This is a genomic window from Peribacillus sp. 05N428 (genome assembly GCF_056397085.1).
Genome location: NZ_JBFTMS010000051.1, coordinates 1 through 20,648, shown reverse-complemented (window position 1 = coordinate 20,648; position 20,648 = coordinate 1). Strand labels below are relative to the sequence as shown.

17 protein-coding genes are annotated in these 20,648 nt (G+C 44.7%); 14 read left to right on the top strand and 3 right to left on the bottom strand.

From position 1 onward, the window contains the following. Window positions 1-113: 113 nt before the first annotated feature. Window positions 114-1,874, top strand: coding sequence for a hypothetical protein (locus tag AC1DIV_RS26420; RefSeq protein WP_477577729.1), 1,761 nt, complete (start codon window positions 114-116; stop codon window positions 1,872-1,874). Between the two features lie 96 nt (window positions 1,875-1,970). Here AC1DIV_RS26420 and AC1DIV_RS26415 read toward each other — a convergent pair whose 3' ends face one another. Beyond that, the gene (locus AC1DIV_RS26415) at window positions 1,971-2,666 is read right to left on the bottom strand and encodes an FHA domain-containing protein (RefSeq protein WP_477577727.1); all 696 of its coding nucleotides are present in this window, start codon (window positions 2,664-2,666) and stop codon (window positions 1,971-1,973) included. A gap of 718 nt (window positions 2,667-3,384) precedes the next feature. Between AC1DIV_RS26415 and AC1DIV_RS26410 the strand changes: the two genes are divergently transcribed. Further along, complete coding sequence (locus AC1DIV_RS26410; RefSeq protein ID WP_048687514.1) at window positions 3,385-3,804, top strand: hypothetical protein; 420 nt, start codon at window positions 3,385-3,387, stop codon at window positions 3,802-3,804. Window positions 3,805-4,150: 346 nt separating this feature from the next. Beyond that, a complete protein-coding gene (locus AC1DIV_RS26405) occupies window positions 4,151-5,608 on the top strand; it encodes a protein adenylyltransferase SelO (protein WP_477577725.1) in 1,458 nt (485 codons plus the stop codon). Between the two features lie 91 nt (window positions 5,609-5,699). On the opposite strand, the gene AC1DIV_RS26400 is transcribed toward AC1DIV_RS26405, so the two are convergent. Continuing rightward, on the bottom strand, window positions 5,700-6,128 hold the full coding sequence (locus AC1DIV_RS26400; RefSeq protein WP_477577723.1) for a MarR family winged helix-turn-helix transcriptional regulator: 429 nt from the start codon (window positions 6,126-6,128) through the stop codon (window positions 5,700-5,702). Between the two features lie 120 nt (window positions 6,129-6,248). Between AC1DIV_RS26400 and AC1DIV_RS26395 the strand changes: the two genes are divergently transcribed. Next, the gene (locus tag AC1DIV_RS26395) at window positions 6,249-6,836 is read left to right on the top strand and encodes an NAD(P)H-dependent oxidoreductase (RefSeq protein WP_477577721.1); all 588 of its coding nucleotides are present in this window, start codon (window positions 6,249-6,251) and stop codon (window positions 6,834-6,836) included. A 58-nt stretch (window positions 6,837-6,894) separates the two neighbouring features. Here the strand turns inward: AC1DIV_RS26395 and AC1DIV_RS26390 are convergent, their stop codons facing one another. Next, window positions 6,895-7,320, bottom strand: a complete 426-nt coding sequence (locus AC1DIV_RS26390) for a hypothetical protein (protein ID WP_477577719.1) — start codon at window positions 7,318-7,320, stop codon at window positions 6,895-6,897. On the opposite strand from AC1DIV_RS26390, the gene AC1DIV_RS26385 reads away from it, so the two are divergent. From AC1DIV_RS26385 to AC1DIV_RS26340, 10 genes are all read left to right on the top strand, one after another. Then, window positions 7,312-7,800, top strand: coding sequence for an amidohydrolase family protein (locus AC1DIV_RS26385; RefSeq protein ID WP_477577741.1), 489 nt, complete (start codon window positions 7,312-7,314; stop codon window positions 7,798-7,800). The two genes, AC1DIV_RS26390 and AC1DIV_RS26385, sit on opposite strands and share 9 nt — an antisense overlap. Before the next feature lie 28 nt (window positions 7,801-7,828). Then, on the top strand, window positions 7,829-9,076 hold the full coding sequence (locus tag AC1DIV_RS26380) for an amidohydrolase (protein ID WP_477577717.1): 1,248 nt from the start codon (window positions 7,829-7,831) through the stop codon (window positions 9,074-9,076). A 421-nt stretch (window positions 9,077-9,497) separates the two neighbouring features. Beyond that, window positions 9,498-10,793 carry a uracil/xanthine transporter gene (locus tag AC1DIV_RS26375; protein ID WP_202186915.1) on the top strand — a complete coding sequence of 432 codons (1,296 nt, stop codon included), beginning with the start codon at window positions 9,498-9,500 and terminating at the stop codon, window positions 10,791-10,793. Window positions 10,794-11,067: 274 nt separating this feature from the next. Continuing rightward, entirely contained in the window at window positions 11,068-11,331 is a 264-nt protein-coding gene (locus tag AC1DIV_RS26370; protein WP_477577715.1) for a heterocycloanthracin/sonorensin family bacteriocin, read from the top strand. Window positions 11,332-11,483: 152 nt separating this feature from the next. After that, on the top strand, window positions 11,484-13,427 hold the full coding sequence (locus AC1DIV_RS26365) for a putative thiazole-containing bacteriocin maturation protein (protein ID WP_477577713.1): 1,944 nt from the start codon (window positions 11,484-11,486) through the stop codon (window positions 13,425-13,427). Then, on the top strand, window positions 13,424-15,367 hold the full coding sequence (locus tag AC1DIV_RS26360) for a TOMM precursor leader peptide-binding protein (RefSeq protein WP_477577711.1): 1,944 nt from the start codon (window positions 13,424-13,426) through the stop codon (window positions 15,365-15,367). Before AC1DIV_RS26365 ends, AC1DIV_RS26360 begins: the two co-directional genes overlap by 4 nt. Before the next feature lie 23 nt (window positions 15,368-15,390). Further along, window positions 15,391-16,959, top strand: coding sequence for a SagB family peptide dehydrogenase (locus AC1DIV_RS26355; protein WP_477577709.1), 1,569 nt, complete (start codon window positions 15,391-15,393; stop codon window positions 16,957-16,959). A 169-nt stretch (window positions 16,960-17,128) separates the two neighbouring features. Continuing rightward, complete coding sequence (pdxR, locus tag AC1DIV_RS26350) at window positions 17,129-18,559, top strand: MocR-like pyridoxine biosynthesis transcription factor PdxR (RefSeq protein ID WP_477577707.1); 1,431 nt, start codon at window positions 17,129-17,131, stop codon at window positions 18,557-18,559. A 996-nt stretch (window positions 18,560-19,555) separates the two neighbouring features. Next, complete coding sequence (locus tag AC1DIV_RS26345; RefSeq protein WP_048687505.1) at window positions 19,556-19,750, top strand: hypothetical protein; 195 nt, start codon at window positions 19,556-19,558, stop codon at window positions 19,748-19,750. Window positions 19,751-20,002: 252 nt separating this feature from the next. Then, the gene (locus tag AC1DIV_RS26340; RefSeq protein ID WP_477577705.1) at window positions 20,003-20,452 is read left to right on the top strand and encodes a YfmQ family protein; all 450 of its coding nucleotides are present in this window, start codon (window positions 20,003-20,005) and stop codon (window positions 20,450-20,452) included. Window positions 20,453-20,648 lie beyond the last annotated feature (196 nt).

Sequence of the window (20,648 nt, the reverse complement as noted above, 5' to 3'; positions counted from 1 at the left end):
TAAATTAGTTGCACAAAAGTGGTAAAATGGGTAAATAGGAACATACATGACAAGGAGAGATTTTTCAAACCATGATACTTTCACTACTCGGTTTCATCTTAAAAGGAATTTTAATGAAAATACCATTTGCCATATTGGGACTTTCCTTGATTCCGCAGAGATGGACAAACGCCATGACCAAAAAAGATATACCTTTTTTCATAGAACAAGGACTGAGACTTTTAGTTTCTGCTTCCGTATTGTTTTTCGTTATCGATATTATGTTGCTGGATCTTACTGCCGAAGCATTCTTTTCGAGTTTTGCCATTATTCTCGGGCTCATTCTCATCATCGATTCAAGCATGTATATGTACAGTGCCAGTGAATCTTCAAGCACCCGACGGAATCGGAGGGGAAATGAAGCGGCAAAGCAGCCAAAAACACCTTGGAACGTACATTTCAACAGTTTGATGGGTGTCGTGTTGATTGCCGCATGGGTCATCATGCTGTTTTACCCGCTCACTTTTGCCGCAGAGCTGCATGGATTGGCGAAGGTCGATAAGAAAAAAGAGCTGGAAGAAGTTCAAGATATAAAAACCATGCCGCTCGTTACAGTGAAAATGGCTGATGCAAAAGGCGATGCGGCAATTAATAAAATAGAAAATGCATCATATTTCACTGAAGGCGAATACCGTCTGACCAATATCAATGATGAATTGGCTTATACATCACCCATTGAAATGGACGGTTTTTTAAAAGCCGGGAAAGCGGGATACACGCCAGGTTATAATCTGATTTCCGCCGTATCGACGGATAAAGGGGCAAGTACTGTCAAAGGGAAGATGCTGTATGCTCCATCACAGTACCTTGATCATGATTTGGAAAGGACCATCCGCAAGGCATATCCGAATAAAATCATCCATGATTCATATTTGGAACCGAATGAAGATGGAAAGCCCTTCTTCGTAGCTTCAGTCGGACATTATTTGAAATACCGCAGCGGTCCCGTGGTGGACGGGGTGGTATTGGTGAATCCGGAAACGGGGGACACGAAATACTATCCAAAAGGAAAAGAACCTAAATGGGTAGATCGGACATTCACATTGGAAACAGCCCTGGAATATTGGACTTACTGGGGAAAATATATTCACGGGTGGAAAAACCAGTCCCTGATTGGGCCGAAGAAAGATGTCCTGATTCCTAATGAGGATAATATGCAGGTTACGTTTAACGAAAAAGGCGAATTGATTTATGTAGTGGACTTTACCCGGGCTAAATCAAAAGGCAATTCCAAAACCCTTGTAGGTTATGGTGTTTTCAATGCCAAAACCGGTGAAATGACGTACTACAAAGGCGTCACGTCCGTTTTGACCGGAAAGGAAGCAAAATCCAACGCGAATGCGAGTGAGTTTTTGTCCAAATATCCAGGCTGGAAAGCCACTAATGGAATTTTCTATACGATCTACGGTGCTCCCACATATGTGATTCCGGTTACGAAGGGCAGCAAGTTCCAAGGTGTGGCGATCGTTTACGCCAATAGTGATAATCCCCAAGTGGTCTTTGGGAAAACGAAAGACGAAGCTTTCCGCAATTATAAAAAGCTGATTGCCTCATTAGGGAAAGTAAGCGGTGTAACGCCTCAAAAAGGATTTGAGATGAAAGAAATAAAGGGGAAGGTAATGAGGATCAATGATGCCAATCTCTCGAATGGATACGTATTCCATTTAATCGTCGAAGGCAATGCCAAGAGATTCTCGGTGGACCCAGGTGTCAATGCGCTATCTGATGTTGTGTTGACGAATGTAGGAGACCGGGTTGTGCTGAAGGTGATGGATATGGAAGAAGACATCGTTCCAGTCGATGAATTCACTAATCTGGATTTGCCAAAGAAATGATAATGGACCGTGGACATATACACTTTCCATCTCCAATATAAGCATGAAAAAAAGCATTGTTATCCACAATGCTTTTTTCATGTTTTCGAATGATTGTCATGATAAGTCCGATAAATTGAATGAATGGATGGATTCCATATAATATCCCTTTTGAATGACGGCTTTTATGGCAAAGTGCCCATTTAACCGTTTCCGTACGCGGTACAGAAGTGAAGCGATTTCCTCTGCCGTCACAATTTGCTCGGGATCTCCGACTCGCTCTGGCCAGACTTGCTGGACAATTTCTTCCTTTGAAATAAGGTTGTCCAAATTTTCATATAGCAGCTTAAAGCAATTGAATTCCTTGGTCGGCATTTTAATGGGTGCTTCTTCATCGATGATCACGGTCTGAAGGTGCTCATTGATAGCGACGGTTTGCAGGAATTCGGGGTTCACCGGCGTGAAATCCATTGTTAAATCGTTGTCGATGGAGATTATGAATTCAATCAATCCATTGACCAAAGCAATCGAATCCCCCGGTTCAATGTGACAGGGATTGCCCGGTACGAGCGGCATCTGGTTCACGGAGGTGCCGTGTTTACTTGCCAAATCCTCAATGAGGAGCTGCCCTTCCTCCATATAAATCCGGCAATGTTCCCTGGAAACAAAGTCATTGTAAAGCCTGAAATCAGCTTTGGAGTGCTGGCTTGCCCGGCCGATCAGCAGGCTTTTCCCTTCATATACATAGGCGAATTCCTCGGTTTGGCCTTTGTGCATGGTCCTCAATACAACCTTGAAAGTTTTATAGATCATTCACTTCATACCCCTTAAAAAATCTGAAAATTTAAATTATTTTCATGAATTTATCATTTTGGCTACATGGCTGTTTAGTGGGTTCAATTTTATAATTATAAATTATCAGTCGCTTACTTACTAACGAAAAATGAAAAAAATCCAAATTAGACACACAGCCATTATAACAAAGAGGAACGAAGGATGAAGAAGAAACTCAATTTTTGCTGATGTTCGCTTTGACTGTGGGAGAAGTGGTTCCTCAAAGCCGGCCAGGCAGCACTTGAAGAAGTTTGCGATGAAAATGTACCTTACGCTTGTGGAAAAGGAGTTGACCAAAGGTGAGTATGTGGAGAGATAGGATAAATGCCTTCAGCATCCTGCTGATGATCATCAGTATGATCGTATATATTATTTTTCCCCAGCCCTTTACCCTCATTCTGTACTGTATATTTGGCATTGCCTTTATCAGCCTGACTTTACTGAATTAAGACTACCTTTGAATGGGTGGAGGATGGAACCAATAAGAAAAGAAGAAAAAAGCCTGCCGAATCAGTGGCAGGCTTTTTTGATGCAAAAAATTATAACTATTGGCATATGTAATTGTTATTTTTATTATAAAAAATAGTTTTTATAATAAAATATACCTATATCGGCCGTAATTGTAGTAATATTGATTGAGGCCACTAAAGTGAGTATTCATATCATGATTGGAAAAATGAGATAGGAGATTTTAATTATGAAAAAATTAATAGTGCTAATAGGATCCTTGCTGTTTGGACTAATCTTAATGAATGTTTATACGGATTCAGGAAAAATGAAACCTGATGGACTTGAAATTAATACATCCTATATTAAAAACTCGAAAGAATCAGTGGCTGATATGAGTGTCTCTGGCTATATTCATAAAAAGAAAACGCTAGAAATGAAAACTGCTTTAAAAGAAAAAAATACAATTTCCATAGATCAAACTGGCAGTGAATCAGAATATATAATAATAGATTCAACGGGGGAAAAGGTTTTCTCTGAAAAAATAAAAGGAGATACAATTCGTTCATTTGAATCAATATCCGGAGAAGGAATCATAAAAATAGAACTAAATAGCGGGAACCATGATGCAATGATTCGTATAAATGAAGATGAACTTAAAAATCAATAGAGCAGAACCTTAAATCTTGAACCAATTCCGTACGGGACCGTAAACCGTATCACCATCGCAAAAGCGGAACGATGATCGACAAAGGTATTCTTAGGAAAAGAAGCAGGAACCCATTAAGGGTACCTGCTTTCTTTCATTCTAAGGACCGCAATCGTTTTATGAAATCCAGGGGCGTCATGGATTTAACACGACTTTAAAAGAGCCATTTTTATGCAAAAAAGGTATAATTAATTGTTAGAAGCAGACATTAAAAAATGGACTGCAACTTAGTTTTATCGCGTGTTTTGAACTGAATCTTGAGCGAAATAACTTTTATAAAAAAGTCAAAATAAGAAAAGGAGAAACCATGACTAATGAAACAGGATGGAATTTAGACAATAGCTATGCACGTCTACCGGAAAAGTTTTTCACGAGCACGAACCCGACTCCTGTACGTTCACCGGAGTTGATCATTCTCAATGAGAGTTTGGCGGATTCTCTTGGTTTGGATGTGAAGTCGCTGAATAGCGAAGATGGTGTGGCGGTGTTTGCCGGAAACGAGATCCCGCAAGGTGCTTCGCCTCTTGCCCAAGCATATGCTGGGCATCAATTCGGTCATTTTAACATGTTAGGGGACGGCCGGGCGATATTGCTTGGCGAGCAGGTGTTGCCAGAAGGCGGGAGGGTCGATATCCAGCTGAAGGGTCCAGGAAGAACGCCATATTCCCGCGGGGGCGATGGCCGGGCTGCACTTGGACCGATGCTGCGCGAATACATCATCAGCGAGGCGATGCACGGGCTCGGCATTCCTACCACCCGAAGTCTGGCAGTGGTGACGACCGGTGAAACGGTAATCCGTGAAACCGGGCTGCCTGGTGCCATCATGACCCGTGTGGCTTCGAGTCATCTTCGTGTCGGAACTTTTCAATTCGCTGCAAAATGGGGCACGATCGAGGAGCTTCGGACACTTGCCGACTATGCCATTGAGCGTCATTTTCCAGACATTGAAGCAGATGAAAGCCGTTATCTTTCGCTGCTGCAGGAAGTGGTCAAGCGTCAGGCTGAGCTCATTGCCCAATGGCAGCTGGTCGGCTTCATTCATGGAGTGATGAACACCGACAACATGACGATCAGCGGGGAAACCATCGATTATGGTCCTTGCGCCTTCATGGATGCCTATGATCCTGCAACCGTATTCAGTTCAATTGATAGGCAAGGCCGCTATGCCTATGGTAACCAGCCGGTAATTGGGGGGTGGAATCTTGCGCGATTCGCTGAATCCCTATTGCCGCTGTTGCATGATGACGAGGATCAGGCCGTTACACTGGCCCAAGATAAGATTTCCGTTTTTAATGATCTGTATCACTCCAATTGGTTAACGGGAATGAGGGCGAAACTGGGGATATTCAACGAAGAGACTCAGGATGAAGCCCTTATTAATGGCATCCTCAGTATGATGAAGAAGCATGGTGCCGACTATACCAATACATTCCGGGCTCTGACCTTTGATAAAAAGGAGGATACGGTCCTTTTCGGGACACCGGAATTCGCCCAGTGGCAGGAGCTTTGGCAGGCTAGGCTAGGGAGGCAGAAGGAATCGAAGGAGTCTTCGAATCAGTTGATGCAGAACAGCAATCCTGCAGTGATTCCGCGGAACCACCGGGTGGAAGAGGCGTTGGAGGCGGCAGTGGAACAAGAGGACTACAGCGTGATGGAACGGCTGTTGGATGTTCTTGCAAATCCTTATGCACACTGCGAAAAACAAGCAGAATACGCCGCACTGCCTGAGTCAACAAAACCTTACCGGACTTTTTGCGGTACCTGATCATAAAACATGCATGGAGATAATGTAAGAGCTCCCGCGATTGAAGTCGATTCTTCGTCAACTTCAATTGCGGGAGCCCTTTTTGTGTTCATCAGTAAAAAAGTTTTGTTTGAAGAATGTCCAAGGCACGGTCAATCTCCGCTAAATCTTCCTTTGATGCATGTTGCAGCCGGCTTAGGAAACGGGATTCCACGATTGTAAAAGCCTCGTTCATCATCATTTCCCCTTCTTTGGAGAGGCGGATGTATTGTTTCCGTCTATCTTCCGAATCACTTATTTTTTCAATTAAATTCTTTTCGCTTAATTTTTTCAGTTCACGGCTCGTGTTAGGCATGGAGATATGATGACAGTCACTGATTTCACTTGGTGTGACAGGCTGACTGACGGTTATATATTCAAGAATTTTATATTGTACCGGCGTGATGGAATCGGATTTGGCGTTTTGGGTCAATTCATGTGTCACTTGATGTACGGAAGTTGTAAATGTGACCATTTTTTCAAAAAGAGCTTTTTTGTCCATAACTTTCACCTCTTACTGAGAAGATATCAAAAATATTATCAAAATACAATTATCATTTGACAATAAAAAAGATGGTGTTATATGATTGTTATCAAATGATAAGTAAATAGGGGGTACGTCATGAACATGCTGGTCATCTACACATATCCAAATCATAAAAGCCTAAGCCATGCTTTTTTAGAAAAAATCGTCAAGGGAAGTAAGGAGAACCCGAACATAAAGGGGCTGCAGGTCTTGGATTTATATGAAGAAGGCTTCAATCCGCTCTTGGAGTTCAATGAGCATAAACGAAGGCGTGATATGCATCGTGATCCTCAGTTTGAAAAATATAGAAATCAAATTACTTGGGCCGACAAAATTGTCTTTGTCTATCCGATCTGGTGGGGGAGGCCACCGGCCATGCTGATGGGATACATCGATCAATTATTTTCTGCGAATTTTGCCTACAGGGACAAAAAGGGCTTGTTCCCGGAAGGCCTTCTGAAAGGAAAGTCGGTCGTATGTGTGTCCACGATGAAGGGACCTGCAAAGTATCCGCTTATGTGGTTGAATGATGCGCATAAAATATTGATGAAAAGAGCACTATTCAATTTTGTCGGGATCAAGAAAGTGAAGTTTTTCGAATTCGGGAATATGGAAAGCCCAAAGGGGAAACAAACCCAAAAGCTAGAAAAGGTTTATCGGTATTTCAGGAAGGTGGCTAGCTAAGTTTTTACGGGATTAAAGAAGAACCCCATTCATGCATAATGAATGGGGTTGGCCGTATTCATGGTTTTGTTTTCACGATCCTCCATTTGTTCTTGATGAGGGTAAGGATCGTACAAATCACCAGGATTGTCAATGAAGCCAATCCGCTGAACCATATGCTTTGGAATTCGCTTACATGAGGCTGGATGATGTATGAAGCCACAATCGCCAGGACCGCGCTTATCGGTATGTAATCAGCGACTTTTCCTTTACTGAATACGATAACCAGGATCGGAGCCAGCAATGCCGAGTATATATTGCCTGAATAAAATAAGAGCTCCAATAGGTTTGGAGAATAGAAGAGTGTAGCTACGAAAACCAATCCTCCAATACAGATCGAAAGCAGGCAGGCCATCCTTATTTTTTGCTGGTCGCTTTTTTTTGTTTGTAATGGTTCAAGTATATTGGCTACGATCAGGCTTAAAACAGAGCGGCCATCAGTCATGCTTTTGCACTTGGAGATGTTTCAATAGGAGAATCGAATGAACTGGCCAGTGAATTATCAAACCTGGGGATAGCGATCATGTCTACAGTTCCGATCAACCGGGTCATGCCCCCGATTGATTCACTGCATGAGAAAGGTGTCCATGTTGCTCTCGGGTGCGATGGCTTTTACGACTCCTGGTCCCCATTCGGTACTGGGGATATGCTGGAAAAGGCAGGCCGATTGGCTGAGAGGTACAACTGGAAGGACGAGTATGCATTGTCCCAATCGCTCCAATTCATTACGGGCGGAGTCAAGACATTGGACCATGAAGGAAATCGTTTATGGCCGAAAGTGGGAAATGACGCAACTATGGTTTTTGTGGATGCATCATGTGCTGCTGAAGCAGTTGCCAGGAGATCGACGCGTGCTGCGGTCATGGTCGATGGAAATCTGGTTTACGGCGGACTCGATCGCGAATCTGCCTTGAAGTCGAATTGAAGATCTGGATCAAGAAGGGATGAAGATCATGAATAGAACCTATTGGTTAAAGAATGTTCGTTTGGAATGTGGTTACCGGAAAGAGAATGAAAGAGTTACAGGAACGATCACCGGGTTATTTCATCTGTTGATGGAGGATGGCAGGATCACGAAGATTGTCAAAGATGGGGAAGCCATACGTGATGATTTACCAGTGGAAGATGCAAAAGGCTTACTGGCGCTGCCATCCTTCATTGAAAAGCATGTCCATCTTGATAAGACACTGATGGGGGATGTTTGGAGAGCGTGCACTCCTTCTTCAAGTGTCATTGAACGCTTTGAAAATGAGAAGAGGGTTCTGCCTTCCATTGCAACAAGCACATGTAAACGTGCAGAATCTTTACTGGAAATCCTTTTAGCTTCTGGCTCTGCACATATACGGACTCATGTTGATATCTATCCGGAAGCGGGCTTGCAAAACTTAGAGCAAGTTCAGCAGGCGCTTGCTGGCTATACCAATCGGCTCAGTTCAGAAATCGTCGCATTTGCGCAGCACGGTTTGTTGCGGTCCGGTTCTGTCAAGCTTGTCAGGGAGGCATTGCGAAACGGAGCAGGAATCGTCGGGGCGGTGGATCCAGCGACAGTCGATAACAATATTGAAGCATCGCTCGTACAATTGATGGATTTAGCGGTGGAAGCGAATGCTGATGTGGACTTGCATTTACATGATCCCGGCCATCTGGGCACGTTCACCATGAAACGTTTGGCAGCTCTGACCAAGCAAGCGGGCTGGGAAGGAAGGGTGGCATTAAGCCATGCGTTCGGCATCGGGGACGTATCCAGGGAAGAAGCCTATGAACTGGCTGACATTCTTAGGGAGGCGGGGATTTCCATCGTCACCAGTGTCCCGATCAACAGGCAGATGCCCCCTGTTGATTTATTACATGAAAGAGGGGTTGAAGTATCAGTAGGAAATGATAATATCTTTGATGTATGGTCACCTCTTGGGAATGGTGACATCTTGGAGAGGGCAGGAAGGCTCGCAGAACGTTTCAAATGGATTGATGAAGTCTCGCTTTCCCGGACACTCGGATATATAACTGGCGGAAAAACCCCATTGGATGATAAGGGTAACCAGGTATGGCCGAAAGTTGGGGATGCCGCAAGTCTGGTGTTAATTGACGCAAGCTGTTCTGCAGAGGCAGTTGCCAGGCGTTCGGAGCGTAAAGCGGTCATTTACAAGGGGAACTTGGTTTCCGGTTCACTATATAAACAAAAGCAGTCCATTGAACGGTAGGACTGAACCAAAAAAGGATTTCTGGATATTTCCGGATTTCCTTTTTCGTTTTTGGCGGCTTCCGTGTACTTTTATTTACATATGTTATATGCTGTGGAAGTGATTTTTTGGGCTATATGGGTTGCCCTCGCATGTCTTTATATCATAAAATGTCCCGCTTTTGCTTGCCGGCCTTGCAACCTTAATCAAGCCAACAAATTAGCGGGGAGCCGCAGTCTTTGTTACTATTAATGGGAACGTTATCATTACTCATGCGCCAGCAAAGGTCCAGCGAGATAAATGATGTGTCCAGCAATGCAGCAGCGGACCATCCGGGACCGCGTTTATTAACATGGTGATGTCCTATCGCATTTTTCAAGGGAAGGACAAGTGAAATTCACCATAAGTTTGAAAAGTATCATGTTCAAAGGAGATGGAATCTATGAAAAGTTGGAGTTCTTCTGTGACTCTATTTTCTTCTTTTCAATGGTTGTTTTTTATTTTTGCAAATACGGTAGTTGTGCCCATATCGATTGGCGCAGCTTTTGATCTTCCTCCCAATGTTACGGAAATGACCATGAGAAGCTCGCTCATTTTCACCGGGATCGCTTGCGTGTTTCAGGGGTGGAAGGGGCATAAGTATCCGCTTATGGAAGGGCACTCCGGTCTATTGTGGGGCGTGATGCTGAATTTAGGGTTATCTGCACCATCCATAGGGCTCGGTTATGCTGAGATAGGAGGGGGAATTGCTACTGGCCTCATTGCCGCGGGTGTCGTGACCCTCATTATTTCGGCCTTCAACCTGATTTCTCATGTCCAGAAGATTTTCACTCCCATGGTCATGACGGTTTATTTATTCCTTCTGACGTTCCAGCTCATTTTTGTCTTTTTTAAGGGGATGCTGGGGATTACGGAGAATGGCGAAATTAACATCCCGGTCAGTTTCCTATCTGTGGGAATTGTACTTCTAGTCAGTATATTAAAAATAAAAGGACCAAGGACGATAAGCAATTTCTCGATATTGATCGGGATTATAGTGGGATGGATTTTTTACGAGCTGCTATTTCCGGAGGCCGGGGGAGAAATGGGATCGACGGGTGCCGCTTTTTCATTTTTCCCATTAGGTGCTCCAAACCTTCAATTCGGGATCATAGCAATTTCCTTTTTTGCAGGATTGCTTAATTTGTGCAACACGTTCGCTTCCATTCAGGCTGCATCGGAATTAATCGGTGATGAAGCTGAACACAAGCAGTATCGAAATTCTTTATTCATGACTGGCGGATTTACCATTTTCGCTCCGCTGCTTGGCCTTGTTCCGTATACACCTTTTACTTCATCGATTGGATTTTTGCAGAGCACTCAAATCTATGAGCGGAAGCCCTTCTTGCTTGGAGGCATGTTATTGACCATAATCGGGCTCATTCCCCCTTTCATCTCGTTCCTGGCCACGATGCCGATAACAGTCGGAAATGCAGTATTGTTCGTTGCCTACCTTCAGCTGTTCGGTACGGCTTTCAACAGCGTCAAAGGTCAGCATTTCACTTCAGACACGATATTCAGGCTTGCCGTACCAGTATTGATTGGCGTGAGTTTGATGAATGTCCTGCCTACTGCATTTTCGAACCTGCCCGCGCTTTTACAGCCCTTTTTGACGAATGGGCTCATAATGGGAGTATTGATATCAATCGTGCTGGAAAAATCGGTCAACTGGACTCGTTATGAACAACTGCATAACTAATGGGACTTTGATTGAAAGAGTTATACATAAAGGGAAACGACAATGCTGATTTAAGAGGCGATCATGAAAACCGGAAGGGTATTACCCTTCCGGTTTTCTGTTTTTTCATGGGTCTTTTAATGGGAAATGGGCGTTGTAATCAGTAGCAATACCCAATCCCCTTACATATTTTGTTGGAGGGAGTATTTGATGTGCTGTTCATTCCCTGACCATTTCGTTTCGAATACCTGTTTTAAGATTTGCCTAATTAATTAATACACGGAGGTTATATAAGATGTATGAATTTCAAAATCAATTGCAAAATCTGAATGTCGATGATTTCCAGGTGACACAGCCAGTTCCTTGGGAGCAAAACCAGTACAATTTGGATGATTCGTCTCGGCAATTCATTGGTGTGGGCGGTTGCTTTGGTTGTTTTGGCTGTTTCTTGTGCTTTGGCTGCTTTGGTTGCGGCGGTCGCTGTGGTCGTTGTGGTCGTTGTGGTGGATGCGGACGCTGCGGCGGATGCGGCGGTCGTTGCGGACGTTGCGGACATTAAGGTTTCAGGTCTTCTAAAGAAAAGTCCCTGCGGTGCAGCAGGGACTTTTCTTTACTGTATTAGACATAAGAGACAAATTGTCGTACATAGGATTGAAGTGAAGTGCTGTGCTAAAAGCAGTACTTAGAATGCATCGGGTTAGGAGGAGCGGAATGGTGAATTTAACCCCTTCTATGCGTTTGAAAGTGAAAAGGGATACGTTTTTTCTTCCGGAACCAAACAGAGGTGTGTATTTCAGGAATAACGTAAGTTCGTTCCGTATGGAGGGCACCTCGATCGTTCAGTGGATTGAAAAGTTATTACCGATGTTCAACGGCAACCATACATTAAGCGAGTTGACCGATGGATTGCCTGGCCCATACCGGAACCGGGTGATGGAAATTGCTGAGGTTTTGTACGGGAATGGGTTTGTTCGGGATGTAAGTCAGGATAGCCCCCATCAATTAAGGGAACAAGTTCTTGAAAGGTATGCTTCGCAAATCGAATTCCTGGAAAGCTGCGGCGATTCCGGGGCTCACCGTTTTGAAACTTATCGAAAGAAAAAGGCGTTGGCTATCGGCTCTGGCCCCTTGTTCCTTTCATTGGTGTCCTCCCTGATCGAATCCGGATTGCCTGCTTTCCATATCTTCATCACGGACACGGTACCGACCAATAGAAAAAGATTGAAGGAGATCGTGGCACATGCGCGTAAGACGGACGACGAGGTTGCGATAGAGGAGGTCATGCTTGAAAAGGGAGAAGGGATTGAATGGCAGGAGGTCGTGCGGCCTTTTGACTCGATCTTATATGTGTCACAGGAAGGAGATATAGAGGAATTAAGAGAACTTCATTCGGTTTGCAGGCAAGGGGGAAAAATCCTGTTTCCTGCGTTGATCATCAATCAAGTAGGCATGGCTGGACCGCTCGTCCATCCGGATTCCAAGGGGTGCTGGGAGTCAGCGTGGCATCGTTTACACCAAGCTGAGCTGGAAAAGAATCAGGAACCATCTTCCTTTTCCGCCACAGCCGGAGCGATGTTAGCCAATATAATGGTATTCGAATGGTTTAAAGAGGCTGCAGGCGTTGCGACAGCAGAACAAGCCAATCAATTTTATCTGCTGAATATGGATACATTGGAGGGAAAATGGCATCCGTTCATTCCCCACCCTGGCGTGACGGGTAAAGGGACTGCTGCATGGATTGAAGATTTTGAACGGCGGCTTGAACTGAAAGCGGACCCGGGTGATCCTGGGAAGGTGTTTATGTACTTCAGCCGTTTGACATCCTCGGAAACCGGAATCTTTCATAGATGGGATGAGGGGGATTTAAAACAGCTGCCGTTGGCTCAATGCCGCGTTCAGGTCGTGGATCCGCTGTCGGCCGGTCCGGCCGGACTCCTGCCCGAAATCATCCGTTCAGATCTGACGCATGAGGAAGCGAGGCGGGAAACCGGTCTTGCAGGAGTCGAAGCATATGCATCCCGAACACTCAGCCAGCTCGTTGCGACTCTTCCGAAACTTCAGGGAGCAGACGAAATAAAGGAATCGATCGGTGTCGGAGCAGGGGAAACATTTGCTGAATGTGTTTGCCGTGGATTGCAAAGCAGTTTGGATACAGAGTTTTTAAATAAGCGATTCAACCAGGAGAAACTTGTGACGGTGCAGTTGTCTCAAGTGGAAGATGAGCGCTGCAGGTATTATTTACAAGCGCTGACCCGGCTGCAAGGAGATCCGATCATCGCTTTGGGTGAGGAAGTGTCCGGTTTCCCGGTAGTTTGGGCAGGAACGAGCGATGGCTGGTCAGGGGCTGTCGGTTTGAATGTAACGATCGCATTACGGAACGCGTTGCAAAAGGCTGTCATGAAGGTCCAAAACCAGACCGTTTGCCTTACAGCTCCCGGTTTAGTGGCATCGCCTGTTCTTGAGGAAGAAAAGGTGAATCTTGTGATTCCTTCATGCGGGGTGAAAGGGAATTCCGAACTAGTACAGTCAGCCATTCAAGTCTTGAAGAAGAACAGTAAGCGAATCTGTGTTTTCGAATTAAATCTGGAACCTCTCTTGAAGGAAGGAATGGCAGGAGTGTTCGGGGTGTTTTTGCGAGAGGGGGAATCAGGGTGAAAACTGACGTATTGGTTGTCGGGGAAGGAGTGTTGGCCGACCATGTTCATGGGGACCTGTCCGGCCAATATCAGGTGAATCGCCAAACCGATTTCGAGGCAGGGATCCCGCAAACGACGGCGATGGTCCTTCTGCTGCAAGATGCTTGGAATCCCGCTGTCCATATAAAGGCAGAAGAGGTGATAAGGCAAGCGGGCATTCCATGGCTGCGGGGGTTCGTATCATTTGGAGAGGGAGTGGTAGGGCCGTTGGTGCGCCCTGGTGTTCCTGGCTGTTCACAGTGTGCGGACCAAAGGCATCTCATGGCCGGGCGTGATCGAAAAGAAATGTGGGGAATCCGCCAGCAGCTGGAGGAAAAGGGGGGGATGGAGCGTGATCCGGCGGCATCCCGAACTGGGCTTTTACAGATGGCCCACTTGATTGGTGCAGAGGTGAGGAAGGTGATGAAAGGAGAGCGCGCCCGTTCGGAGGGGCATGTATCTTTAATCAGCCTGAAAACGCTGAATGGTTCGTGGCACTCCTTTTTACCGGATCCATTGTGTCCGGTTTGCTCAACATTACCTGATGACTCGAAGGAGCGTGCTAGGATTTCGTTGCAGCCAAGTCCGAAAATCAGTCCCGACAGTTACCGGACACGTTCAATGGATGAGCTGAATGAAGTGCTGGCCAAGGATTACTTGGACCACCGCACAGGATTCCTGAATAATAAAATGATAGACCTTGTGCCGCCATTTGCCGATGTAAGTGTTAATTTGCCTTTGTTCATAGGTGATGAGGGGGCGGCTGGAAGGACTCTCTCATATGCGGTCAGTGAGATGACGGCCATATTGGAGGGATTGGAAAGGTATTGCGGAATGGAGCCCCGCGGTAAACGGACAGTCATACATGACAGCTACAACAACCTGAAAGATTCTGCGCTCGATCCCACCAGGATCGGGGTGCACTCGAAGGAAAATTATGCACAGCATGATTTCCCGTTTCAACCATTTAATCCTGACCGCTCGATAGATTGGGTATGGGGCCACTCATTCTTGCAAGAGAGGCCGATCTTGGTCCCGGAGTTGCTTTCCTATTACAGCTTGGGCTGCGGTCATGGATTTGTCTATGAAACTTCCAATGGCTGTGCTTTAGGGGGAAGTTTGGAGGAGGCCATTTTCTACGGCATCATGGAAGTGGTCGAACGTGATTCGTTCCTGCTGACCTGGTATGCGCAACTGCCGCTTACACGCCTTGACCCTTATTCTGCAAATGACAAAGAACTTGAGCTGATGATTGACAGGGCGAGGGCTGCAGCGGGATATGATATCCATTTGTTTAATGCGACAATGGAACATGGTATACCGAGCGTATGGGCGCTGGCGAAAAACAGGAAACAAAAAGGATTGAATATCATTTGTGCGGCAGGGGCCCATCTCGACCCGGTCCGGGCTGTGAAAAGCGCGGTCTTCGAGCTGGCCGGCATGATGCTGACACTTGACGATAAATTGGAAGAGAACCGGGATGAGGTTGAGAAAATGCTGCAGGATTCCTCACTGGTACGGAAAATGGATGATCATGGCATGCTGTACGGTTTACCGCAAGCTGAAGAGCGACTGCAGTTTCTGCTGGATGATGACCGCCCGATGCGAACTTTCGCTGAAGAATACGGGGAAAAGGCGAACCATCCGGACTTGACGGAAGATTTGCAGGAAATCCTTCAGGCGTTTCGCCGGTTGCAACTCGAGGTGATTGTGGTGGATCAGACGACACCGGAAATTGCACGGAATGGATTACATTGCGTGAAAGTCCTGATCCCGGGGATGCTGCCGATGACATTCGGCCATCATCTTACCCGCATAACGGGCCTTGAGAGAATACTGAGGGTTCCGATGGAACTTGGATATGCTGAACGGCCGCTTGATTTCGAACAGCTCAATCCGCATCCGCATCCTTTTCCATAAGCGGTGACGTAGGAGGTTGGAGGATGAGTCTAGAGGCATTTTTGCACAATTTACATTTTGATATTGAAAAGGCAAGTCCGCCAAATTGGGAAGTGGATTGGGATGATGCACCGTTAACGTATAAGCTTTACCGTGACTTGCCTGTTTTTCCACTATCACTGGAGGTGCCGCTGACGCTCGAGGGGGAGAGTGGGCGTTCAAAGCAGGACCTCGAAGGAATCGGTCATTTCCTCTGGTATGCCTATGGCCTGACCCAGGTCAGTCAGGTACCGAGATCCTCGGAATCTGAGGACCTCATGCAGTCATTCCGGCGTTTTCCGCCATCAGGGGGAGCTTTGTATCCAAGCGAATTATACGTATATTTGAAGATCGAGGGATTACCTGCTGGCGTATACCATTATGATGCGGCACACCACCGGCTGGTTTTGCTGCGGGAAGGGAATTTCGATTCATATGTAACAAAGGCTCTTGGTGGAACCATTGATATGTCCTCTTGCTTTGGCACGGTTTTCGTATCGACGATGTTTTGGAAAAACTTCTATAAATATAATAACTTTTCATACCGTCTGCAAGGTCTTGATGCAGGCGTGCTTCTTGGACAGTTGCTCGAAGTGGCGAAACGCTTCGGAATCGCTGCCGGGGTGTGCTTCCAATTCCTTGATCGGGCCATCAATCATCTGCTCGGGCTTTCGGAGGAGGAAGAGAGCACGTATGCGGCGATCCCCTTATCGGCAGGGCCTTCTTGGAGATTTAGGGAAGAAAGGAGTATGGACCGACCTGTCACTTCGACGGAATTATTGCTGGAATTGAAGGGAATTCAGCCTGAACACTATGTTCGGTCGCAAAGGATTCTGGAATTTCCGATGCTGACCAAAATGAATGAAGCATCCATGATCGAATCCACCCAATCATTCCGGCGGATCCATACAAAGAATGGGGCGGAATCAGAAGGGAAAATTGTAGCCCTTCCTATCGTGAAGCGGTTGTCCTATGACTTGGCAACAGTTTGCCGGAAGCGATTTTCACCTGAAATGGACTTTGTACTCGGGAAAGTCAGTCAATCGCAACTGGCCGCTCTCCTGCAGGAGGCAACCGCTTCGTTCTCCTATCGAAATGACTTGGATGGAACAAACGGGAACAACGGAAATCGCGTTTCCCTCTATGCTTGTTTATATAATGTGGAAGACATACAAGATGGTGCCTACCATTATGACAGCACGACACATTCATTACGGCAGATACAACCAGGAGATCATCGGCTCCTATTGCAATACGGAATGTCCCTCGATATCATGAATTTTCAGCAAGTGCCGATCTGTATACATGTAGTTGGTGAGCGGGACCATTCCAAAACGCAACTTGGATATAGAGGATACCGCATCCAGCAAATGGAGGCGGGGATGCTCGTTCAGAAATTACTGCTGGCATCGTCAGCCCTCGGAATGAATGGGCACCCGCTGCTCGGCTTTGATGTGAATATGTGTGATGAACTTTATAAGATAGACGGTCCGCAAAGGAAAACGAGCCTGATTCAAATCCCGATCGGACACTATCTGAGTCGCCCTTGGCTGAAGGGGAGTCTGCATAGTTGAAGAAGATGAAACGAAAGTCTCCATTTGATTTAAGGAATGGAGGCTTTCGTTTTTATATTGTAGTATGGCAGAGTGCAATAATCTCCGCTGAAGATTATACTGAATGAATAAGTAGATAAAGTTATTAATGCAGTACGCTTTTAACTAAACATTTTAAAGGATGTAGCTTATGGAATGGAAAACGGACAGAAAATCCAAGAAGCCTTTATATAAACAAATAGCCGCTTACATCGAGAGTGGCATTGCTGATGGAACATTCCTAGTGGATAAGCCGTTACCGTCTGAACGCTTCCTGGCAAGTGAACTGGGAGTTAACAGAAGTACAGTTGTAGCGGCATATGATGAATTGGAAGCAAATGGGCTGGTTGAAAGAAAAAAAGGAAGCGGAACGATGATCAGCAAGGATATCTGGGGAATTACCCGAAAACGTATCCCTAGCTGGAATAGATATATCGAAGCGGGTTCTTTTTTGCCCAATATGCCAGTAACCCAAAAAATACGTAAAGAGACGGAAGGGCATAACCTTATTAACTTAGCTAGCGGGGAGCTTTCAGAAGACTTATTTCCAGTCCAGTCCTTACGTGAAATCATTTCCAATAGGTCCTTCATTGGTAGCTTAGGTTATGATCACCCTCAAGGCAATGCGGTTTTAAGGGAAACGATAGCCAATCATGTTAAACAGTATAGGAGAATTGACACGGATCCTTCTTCTATACTCATTACTTCTGGTGCACAGCAAGCCCTGCATCTGGTGGTCCAATGCTTGTTAAAGCCAGGGGATGCCGTTGTATTGGAAGATCCATCATATAGTTACAACCTTCCCATCTTTCAATCCGCGGGACTAAGAACCTTTCCTTTGCCGGTTGATAAAGATGGCATCAACCCAGAGGATTTACTGGAACTCCATAAAAAACATCGGATCAGGATGATTTTTTTGAACCCTATATTTCAAAACCCTACAGGAACTGTCCTGCATATCAACCGCCGTAAAAGGATTCTTGAGCTTTCATCCGAATATGGAATACCGGTCATAGAAGACGATCCTTATAGTTTAACTTCCTTTGCCGGGGAAGAAATTTCCACTCTTAAATCGATGGACAACAACGGAAATGTTTTATACATAAGCTCTTTGTCAAAAATTGTTGCTTCCGGTTTAAGAATTGGGTGGATCATTGGACCGAAATCAGTCATAGATAGACTATCGGATGCTAAGCAGCAGGTTGACTTCGGTCATGGCTCATTCACTCAATGGATAGCGAATGATTTTTTGGATTCAGAGTATTTTCCTGCCCATCTTGCCAGCTTAAGGAGGCAACTGGAAAAAAGAAGGGATGCAATGGTTTCGAGTCTTCAACAATTCCTGCCAAAAAAAGTTGATTATTATTCGCCAAATGGCGGAATTCATTTGTGGTGTAAGCTGAAAGTGCCATTGAACGAAATAAAGTTACTGGAGGAATCCATCAAAAGAGGAGTCATATATGTTCCGGGTTCAACGTTAGGTACAAATAAGGAATACGTACGCTTTACATTTGGAAGGGAAAAGGAGGATTCCATTCACGAAGGCATCAAAAGGTTTGCAGAGGCGGTAAAAAGTTTATAATCATATGATTCCAGACTGTAGACAAACTTGATGAAAACTCAGTTTGCCTGCAGCTTTTTTTTATTAAAAAGTGTTGATTTCAGAAATCCGCTCCCTTTCCGCCGACTGTCTGCCAAGCCTCCTCGACGCAAGCGTCTGTGGGGTCTCGGCAAGCCAGTAATTCGGCAGGAGTGTCGCAAATTTCTTCTATCCATTAAATGTTACAGGAAAAAAACATGAAGGATAAACTAGTCTTAAAGAGGGTTTGGAATAAGACGAGCCAGCAGTTTCTTCTTTTAAAACACAAAGTTGATTGGAACGGAAGGTACGAGACTCCTGCGGGAAAAGCGTGGCATGGGAGACCCCGCAGGCGCGCCGAGGAGGCTCCCGCCCGCCCGCGGAAAGCGAGTGCCTGGAGTGGAAATCAACGTTCCCATTTTACAAACCCACAAAAAAGCTGTCGGCAAACAATTATTATCTAGTTTGTGAACAAAAGGGTTCTAAATAAAACAAAGTTGATTGGAACGTAAGGTAGGAAACTACTACGGGGAAAGCACATCGAAGGGAGACCCCTCAGGCAAGAGCCGAGGGCGGACCGCCCGCGGAAAGCGAGTGCTGAAGTGGAAATCAACATCTAAAAATTGTAACCATATCCGAGCAGTTGAAGGTCTTTTTTGTGGATACAAGTTAGGTATGAGTTCCTGCAATCCGCGGTATCTTAGGGATTTATTCAGTGGTGCTTTGCGCTTTTCTATGGATATTAACGAGAGAATTCAACAAGTGGATGGTGGAAATTTTACTTGATTGGATGGTCCTAAAAATGGTTGTTCTTTTATTATAGAGGGGAAGGGTTTTACTAATATATGTACTCAGTAAACACAAAGAGCGATCTACCTGTCATTTTGACATGCAAATTAGGTGCGATCTTCATGTAGTTACACTGCGAAATGCGATGAGAATCGGAAGGATTTTAAATGGTTCAAGGAAATAGATAATAATATTGGGAGGCGTTGATTCATGACGGTAAGTGTAATAGCAGTAGTGGCCATTAGTATAGTTGCCCTGGTTGGCACCCTTTCGTTAACGGGGAAAAGTGATAGTGATTATTCTGCAGCAACGAGAGGGAATTTGTTGAACCTTAGTTATATTTATATCGGTCTCGCCCTAGTATTAACTGTGGGCATCATCTACTTCGTAATAAAATCAGCCTAAGATACCGTGAATGATTATTATAATAGTCTATGAAAATAAATGGAAATATTGCCTTGATTCATAAGACATATTCTATTTGTATAAAAATGTGAATTCGTTCACAAATATGGCAAAAATATGAACAAAAAGAATCTGATCGATACCTTGAAACAATCACCTTTGTAAGCTGAGTGAACAATCCTTTCGACATAATTATGGATGAAAAATATATAGATGAATCATTAAATAAAAGTATAGCGGAGATGATCAAATATGACATGGCCTGTATTGATTTTGACCATTATCTTAAGTTTGCTTAAATTATTAGTTACCTGTCTTCCAACCGATGCCGTGAATTGGATTATGAGTAAATTTAAAATACATTCTGAAATTAGTGATGCGGATGCAATCGTGACCTTTGATGGAAAGCGTTTGGAAGGTGAAGATAAAATTCAAGTGCTTCATTATTTTAACGAAGCTAAGTTTTTGAAAAAAAATCATATCTTTCCCGGGAACGAGAAATTGTTTTTACATCCAGAGAACAGTGGGACCCCCATTATAATTGATGTAAAAAGAGGAAAAAACGATGTTAGGTTATATGTGTACATGTATAATGACCATGTGGACGTAGTCAAACAGTACAAGAATAAAGTAGTCGCGTATAGTCTTCTTTCCGAGAGCCTTCAAGAACGTTCCGTGCCAGTAATAAGGAATTTAGTTTAAAAGGAATAAAAGTGAACTGCACCCCAATTTGAACTGCCCCGTAAATGTTAGACACCAAACTAACATTTACGGGGTGTTTTTTATGGCTAATTTTTCTGCCGAACAGAAAATATTCATTGTACGACTTTACCTTGAAGGAAAGCACAGCTATATGGATCTTCAGAAAATATTTGAAGTTTCAGAAAATATTTGAAGT